This window comes from Bacteroides sp. 4_1_36 (assembly GCF_003466325.1).
In the GTDB taxonomy this organism is placed as follows: domain Bacteria; phylum Bacteroidota; class Bacteroidia; order Bacteroidales; family Bacteroidaceae; genus Bacteroides; species Bacteroides uniformis.
The window spans coordinates 15311-22242 of the sequence record NZ_QSOX01000032.1; the positions used below are offsets into that span (position 1 = coordinate 15311).

Here is a 6932-nt window from a genome sequence, read left to right on the forward strand (position 1 = left end):
TTATAAAAGGTTTACCTTACAAGTATATACAATAAAATGAAGCAAAACAGAAGTTTATAATGTATTTCTTCATTTTAGCCAGTCTTTCAGAATGAACTCAAATATATTTCTTATATTTGCGAAAAAAGTCGCATTGAAAAAAGTCGCAATATGAATAATCCATTTAAATTCGGTACAATTGTAGACGGTGAATACTTTACGGATAGAGTAGCGGAACAAGAAAAAGTAAGAGAGATACTTGCAAGTGAGAATCACCTGATACTTATTAGCCCACGACGTTTCGGCAAGACCAGCCTCGTTCAAAAAGTAACGAAAGGATTGTCACGTCCCGTTTTTCAGTTGAACCTGCAGTTGGTAACAGGCACTGCCGACTTTGCCGCACGATTATTGTGGATTATGCTTCAGCAATATCCTATGGAACGTCTGAAACATCTTATCACTCACTTTCGTTTTATCCCCACCATTTCAACCAATCCCATGACGGATGGCATAGAAGTTTCATTTCAGCCGTCAATGGATGGCTTCATTCTGTTAGAGGATGTATTCACACTGATTGATAAACTGGGAATGAAGAATCCACACAAGAAACCGATTGTAGTACTGGACGAATTCCAAGAAATACGTACATTGGACAAGAATCTGGATAAAAAATTGAGGTCTATTCTACAGACTTACAACCATGCCAATTACATTTTCTTAGGTAGCCAGGAATCGATGATGCAGGAAATCTTCGAAAAAAAGAAATCCCCTTTCTATCATTTTGGATATTTGATGAAGTTGGGTAAGATTCCTCAAGATAACTTCTATGAGTTTCTCAAGAATGGCTTTCTTCTCTTGGGTGAGGATATGGATGCTGAAACGATAGGCCGCAGCATTCTGTCGTTCACCAATTGTCATCCCTATTACACCCAGCAACTGGCTTACCAGACATGGAATAACTGGAAACAAAACGGTTACAGTGATACTTTGGTGGAAACTGCCATTACGGAGTTGACCCATGTACACGATATGGATTATGAACGTTTATGGAGCACTTTCAATAAAACAGATAAAAAAGTCTTGATAGGCTTAACTATGCAGATGGGGACTCCGTCCAGTCTTCCTTTTCTACAAGCTGTCGGTATTGATTCTCCAAGTACAGCTTTCAGTAGCTTGAAGCGACTTGGACAACAAGGATATGTGATACGTAATGAGGGGTATGAACTGGATGACCCTTTCTTCAGAAGGTGGATTGAAGTAAAGAGAGAAGGGCGATAGAAAGAGGAAATCCTTGTTGGGTTTCGTATCATTTCAGCATATTGAGTTTTATGCTTATCATGTCTTTATATGATATTTGCATCTCCTCCGGTAGAAAAGAGAGACTGATGAACTCCATCCATTTGGTTTCTACTTTCAAGAGTTTCTTGAAGAGGTTTTCTATTACTTTTTCGTCCAATCCCGACGCCCGTATGGACGTGACAAAGTCAGCCTTCTTTAATTTACGTTTTTTGCCGTTTAGTGTAAGTGCAAGTTCTTCGGTGTCTTCAGGCATCACCAATGCGGTAGACAGCATGTCATATGCTGGTGTGAGCGTATATACCTCTTGTTGGGGACTATAAAGCGAGAAGTTCTTCAAATGCATGTCGGCATTACCGGTTATCCATGAAAAGACGACTTGCTCCCAGAAATTCACCAGGTCCAATTTGGGAGCGGATGAATATCTCAGCACTAACTTCGCAATCTGTTCATAAGAACCTTTGTATTTTTGTTCAGTGAGTTTTTCAGAAAGTTGGCACATGTCTTCCATAGCCAATTTCCCTCCTTCATTCGTGCGGTCTATGCGCCGGGTGATATAGCATAATTCACCATCCTCAAAGCGGATGAGGCTATGCGGCACAACTCGTATCTTGGCTATCTCCGCAAGATGCATTGTCAGATCCTCTAATTCGGGAAGATTGCCGAACCGTTCGGTTTGCGGCTTCAAAATATAGCGCCCCCATAAGCCTACAATCGTAAATCGTCCAGGCTCGTTTTTACTTCCTTTGTTGATATCCAATGATAATTTGGCCTGCACTCCGGTCAGTGTGGTCTGACTGCGAATTACCTGCCTTGCCAAATCGTTGAGATTATTGTGCGTATAAGGCAATATAGGCGCCTCTAGTGTCCCGAATATCTTTTTTGAGCAAGCCTTGTGGAAATCCCTCTCATTTCCATTCAGTTCTTTGTAGCAATACAGACATTTTGCCATTTTTAATCCTCCTCATTTATAGGTTCGATACCCACTGCACCGATACAGTCTTTACAGCACGCCAGCAACAGTGACATTCGGTCACGTGCATCTATTTTCCAGTTCTTTTCCGCAATGTCAAGCAGCCATCCTTCGGGTATCAGCCCGTCGAAAAAAGGAAACAGCACTTTGTCGTGATAGGCTTTCTCTGTCAAGGGTAATGTGAGACTGACAGCTTCTGCAACATCCGACTGCAGGAATTCCGTATCGTACTGGAAGGTATAGCCATCCTCATCCTCTGTGAGGATACCGGCTTTTATTCCTCGGAGATTTATCAATGCCTGCTTCATCATTCGTCAGTTTTAGTTATAGGTACTGCGCCAACTTCGCTGCCGAACAAAGACAGTAGCTGGTTTACCTTGTCCAACCGCAGCGTCTGTTTGCCTTGCTCCAATTCACGGACAAAGCGCAAGCCTACTCCTGACTTTTCCGAAAGTTCCACTTGGGTCAGATTGTACTGCTTACGCATCGCTTTTACATATTTGGATAATGTTGTTTGTTCCGTATATTCCATTTTTATACCCTTTGGGGTACAAAGATAGAATATATTTTCGTTATTACACCCATAAGGGTATAAAAAGATTAAAGGAGAAAGAGATTATATCTTTTCGGGTATAAATTAGCTAGAATAAGTTTATGAATCTATCCATTTCCTGTCTACCTATTTCTGGCTTTACTCTTAAAGCCTGCCAGTCCTTCACTGCTTCAACGGCCTCTGTGATAATTCTTTCAGTGGCTTTTGGGCTAAGCATATAATCTCTTATGAGAATCACACTATATTTCTAGGCCGGCTTTGCTTGATTCTGCTGAGTACATAAGAAGATAGCTTGTTATATTGTTCAAACTCTTATAAATTCTTGTCACTTTTGCTGCGTACAACTGTCTAAATGGTGAATTGCTGAAAAAAGCAAGAGGCTGTCTCAAAATGCACTTGAGATAGCCTCTTCTATGCAAATGTTTTACTCTTCAGTTTATTCCTGATATTTCACTTTTGTTCCCAAAGCATCGTGGCGCATTTCGCGCTCACTTCGGTAAAGCTTTTCATCTTTTAAATAATAGTATTCCTGATAACCTCCAAATTCGATATTGGCATACTCTAAGTGGTCTTCGGCCTTGCAAGACTTCCATGTACCTTCATACTTCACTGAATCAGAGAAAGTGATGAGGGTGGTTGAGTCTGCACGGAGTTCAAACCTCACGCCATTTTCCGTTATGAATGTACCGGCGAAAGAATGAGTAGACTCTGTACTGTTAGTATTGGTACAAGAATATAAAAAACCGAAAGCTATTGTCAACATAGCCAAAATCGTTCGTCTCATTGTTCTTTTGTTTTTATAGAAAAGAGAGTGCTTCTTTTCCGGAAACACTCTCTTTTATTAGTTATCTGCAGTGATGATTATCTTTGAGCAGGAGTACCAGAGTTCTTCTTAACATCAACTTCGAATGTCAAAGTGAATGTCTTCCACTTGTAACCGAACTTCACAGGGATGAACAATTTGTAATCCCAGTTAACCGGAGTACCGCTGTAGTTGTTGTAAGTCAGAGTTTCATCTGCCTGGTTGTAAACAACCTTGGTATTAGAAGGCAGAGGACCGTTTGTTACACCATCAGTCGGAACCAAGTTACCGTTAACCAGTTTCAAGTTAGACTTGATTTGGTCTGTCATCCATTCGCCCGGAACTACTTCGTAGAATTCCCACAAAGCTTTCTGCAAGCCGGTAGTATTGGCTACAATATACTTCTTGCCTGATTCGTCAGCATTCCAAGAAACATAAGTGAAAGCACCCTTAACGTCAATTGTACTACCACCTACAGTTGCATCAGTAAAGTTCTCAGTTTCACCTGTAGTTACTGTCAACGGTTCGATGATAAATGCATCATATTCCTTGATAGTTGCAGTGTGGGCAGCAGCCAGCAGAGAACCAGCAGCACAAGCATCTTTGTAGCATACGTCGGCAACCAACTTGATGGGGACATACTTGCCTACGAGAGCCTTGGCAGCTTCTGTCGGAGCGTCGCCGCTACGCGGTGCGTGAGTCGGGTTTACTTCTTCCAACTTGATGTTGTAAGTGATTTCATTGGCATCCAGCTTGTTGGGAGCGTAGTTCACAATCTCAGCAGCTTTCTTGCCGTCGATGTACAGGATTGTTCCGTCAGGACTTACAGTCGCAGTCTTTTCAACAACGCTTGTACCGTTGAAATATTCGTACTTGTAAGCAGAATTGGCAGCTTCCAGTTTTTCTTTGTCGAACACGAAGCGGGCACCTTCCTCTGAATAAGCACCACCTTTCACACCCTGGTGGCCGCTGGCAGCATAAGGATACAGTCCGGAATAGAAGAACTTCTTACCGGCACGCAGTGCATCGGCATACCAGATTGCGCCGCCCAAACCGGTTGTCGGTTTAACTCCGAGGTCGTTCAGGAAACCGTTCAGCAAGTCTGTGTAGATGTTACATGTCGGGTTATTCTCTGTATTGTTAGACCATGCCGGATTGGATTCCTCGGTATTGTAAACAATCGGGTTTACATTGAATGTGGACCATTCATTGTCGTTCTTCCAGTAGCGGCCATCGTAACCCCAGAGGTTGAATACCGGCTTGTAGATAGTACGTGTCAAAGTAATCTTCAATGTAGGATATGCACCTGTAGGATCGGAGTAGTAGCAAACCTTGCTGAAGCTCATCTTTTCCTGGTTGTTCCAGTTCGGATACTTCTTAACGATGTCTGCATGAGTCAGTGTCCAGATGATGTTGTAAGATTCTACACCAGCTTCAGAGTTGGCAATCACAGAAGCCGTACCTTCGCCGGCACCCTTTGTACCATCAAATTGAGTATAAACGGCGTGGAATTCCTGCTTGGTCATACCACCTTCTTTAGCCTTGTCGTAGATGTCCTCATTCATTTCCTGAGTACCGATGCGACCGGTGTAGTTGCTGCAGTAATAGATAGAATCAGCAAAAGCATGAGACAACTCTCTCTCGCCAGCTTCTTTCACCCATTTCACTTTCAGGTAACGCATGGCAACCAAAGCATTGTTTACTGTATCCACCAGTTCCACGCGAACGATAGGCTCACGACCTACAGCTGTTGCAGAAGTACCTTCGACAGTGTAAACCTTGGAAGACATGATACCGTTTTCGTGAGAATCCAGCTTGGCAAATTTCTGCTGGTCTGTCTTGTTGGTGTTACCATCTACGCCACCCAATGTGTTATAAGGAGCAGTAGGGATGTAGAAACGGAATGTCAGACCATAATCCTTGTAGTTTGCCAGATTTGCATGGTTAGCGTGGTTAGTTTTAGCATCTTTAGCGTCTGTAACACAAACCTTCACCAATTTCTTCAAATCAAGCGGCTCGTTATAAGGTTGCTTAAAGTCTACATATTCGTTGGCTTTAGATTCGTATACGCATACAGAGTCATGATAGTGTACATAGAAGTCTTCTTTGCCGTCGTTCTGGATTTCATCGGCAAACTTACCGGTCATAGTTTTGCTAAAGTCAGTTTTGCTATTAACCAGATACGGAACCTTAACCTCTTCGTGCAGACGTACATATTCAGAGTTCACATACACCTTAGTACCTTGTTCGTCAAAAGCTTTCTTTTCAGCAGCTGTATAGTTTTCAGCAGCGATAGGAGCTTTCAAAGATGCCATGTAGAACTTTTCCTTGTCGCCGGCAGTCGTTGCAGCGATAGAACCCTTGACTGTCTTTTTGAATTTTACTGTCAGCACGTCCTTATTGATGTCGTACTTAACCGGTTGAATCGGGCTGTTAGTCTTAATATCAGCACCGGTAGCCTTGGTCATAATATTTTCAGATGTGATGCAATCAAATGAGGGCAATTCAATATCTGAAGTACGGACACCTACGCTGGGGCTTACATGGAAATAAGCCTCGTTGTAATCTGTAGAAATAAAGTTAGCTGTAGCAGCAGCATTTACGTGGTCCAAAACCGGAGTCGTAGTGTGGTCTTGAGTTGTATGCTTAGCCATAGCCTGATACTTCTGCGGGGTATATTGCAGGGTAGTCAGCGTGATGGCGGCAATACCGTTGATGTGGCTGGTAGGGATTACGGCCAGGCTGGTCAGACGATGACCAATCAGGGACATCACCTCAGCACTTACCTTGTCAATTTCAGCAGCCAAGTCCTTCAGCTTCTCGTCTGTAACGAAGTCGCCTTTCAATTCTTCTTTCAGAGCCGCAATCTTTTGGTTTACGATGTCCAAAGAAGCCAACTTGTCGATTTGGTCTTGCAGTTCTTTCTTCAGAGCTTTCAAGTCGTCATCAGAAACACCACCTTCTGCCGAACCGGCCTTGTCCAAAGCTTCCTGAGCCTTGTCCTTAGCTTCGTTGGCAGCTGTTTTAGCATCGTTGACAGCTGTCTCCAAAGTCGAAACTTTTGCAGCCAGCTCTTCAAGTGAAGCTTTCTTGCCCAGTTGTTCCTGCAAGTTCTTGATGTCGTCATCATAGTCCTTACAAGACGTGAACGTTCCTGTCGCACCTATCATCAAGGCACTGAACAGGGTCACACTTAGAAACTTTTGTTCATAATTGAAAAACTTTAAATTTATAAATTTAAAAAATAAAAAGTGAATAATTTCTCATTTCCGGCATTCCTTTTCCCACAATGCTTTTGTTAAAAAATTCCGTTACTTCGCAGGTAACGG

Annotated in this window: 6 protein-coding genes; 1 reads left to right on the top strand and 5 read right to left on the bottom strand. The window is 42.7% G+C overall.

Going from position 1 to position 6932, the window contains the following annotated elements; translation table 11 throughout:
* Positions 1-150: 150 nt before the first annotated feature.
* Positions 151-1257 (top strand): AAA family ATPase, encoded by a 1107-nt coding sequence (locus tag DXD65_RS19790; RefSeq protein WP_008661903.1) that lies wholly within the window; start codon positions 151-153, stop codon positions 1255-1257.
* Between the two features lie 28 nt (positions 1258-1285).
* On the opposite strand, the gene DXD65_RS19795 is transcribed toward DXD65_RS19790, so the two are convergent.
* The 5 genes from DXD65_RS19795 to DXD65_RS19815 all read right to left on the bottom strand — a co-directional run bounded on the left by DXD65_RS19795 (position 1286) and on the right by DXD65_RS19815 (position 6794).
* Entirely contained in the window at positions 1286-2227 is a 942-nt protein-coding gene (locus DXD65_RS19795; RefSeq protein WP_005824466.1) for a HipA domain-containing protein, read from the bottom strand.
* A gap of 2 nt (positions 2228-2229) precedes the next feature.
* Complete coding sequence (locus DXD65_RS19800; RefSeq protein ID WP_022401131.1) at positions 2230-2556, bottom strand: HipA N-terminal domain-containing protein; 327 nt, start codon at positions 2554-2556, stop codon at positions 2230-2232.
* Positions 2556-2780, bottom strand: a complete 225-nt coding sequence (locus tag DXD65_RS19805; protein ID WP_005824474.1) for a helix-turn-helix transcriptional regulator — start codon at positions 2778-2780, stop codon at positions 2556-2558. The genes DXD65_RS19800 and DXD65_RS19805 overlap by 1 nt, the downstream gene beginning before the upstream one ends.
* A gap of 457 nt (positions 2781-3237) precedes the next feature.
* A complete protein-coding gene (locus DXD65_RS19810) occupies positions 3238-3585 on the bottom strand; it encodes a hypothetical protein (protein WP_022401132.1) in 348 nt (115 codons plus the stop codon).
* A 77-nt stretch (positions 3586-3662) separates the two neighbouring features.
* Complete coding sequence (locus DXD65_RS19815) at positions 3663-6794, bottom strand: PspA/IM30 family protein (protein ID WP_034525381.1); 3132 nt, start codon at positions 6792-6794, stop codon at positions 3663-3665.
* Between the last annotated feature and the right edge of the window lie 138 nt (positions 6795-6932).

Excerpts from the sequence above, each read along its gene's own strand:
- DXD65_RS19790 (WP_008661903.1), top strand. The coding sequence starts at position 151 with ATGAATAATCCATTTAAATTCGGTACAATTGTAGACGGTGAATACTTT.
- DXD65_RS19795 (WP_005824466.1), bottom strand. The coding sequence starts at position 2,227 with ATGGCAAAATGTCTGTATTGCTACAAAGAACTGAATGGAAATGAGAGG.
- DXD65_RS19800 (WP_022401131.1), bottom strand. The coding sequence starts at position 2,556 with ATGAAGCAGGCATTGATAAATCTCCGAGGAATAAAAGCCGGTATCCTC.
- DXD65_RS19805 (WP_005824474.1), bottom strand. The coding sequence starts at position 2,780 with ATGGAATATACGGAACAAACAACATTATCCAAATATGTAAAAGCGATG.
- DXD65_RS19810 (WP_022401132.1), bottom strand. The coding sequence starts at position 3,585 with ATGAGACGAACGATTTTGGCTATGTTGACAATAGCTTTCGGTTTTTTA.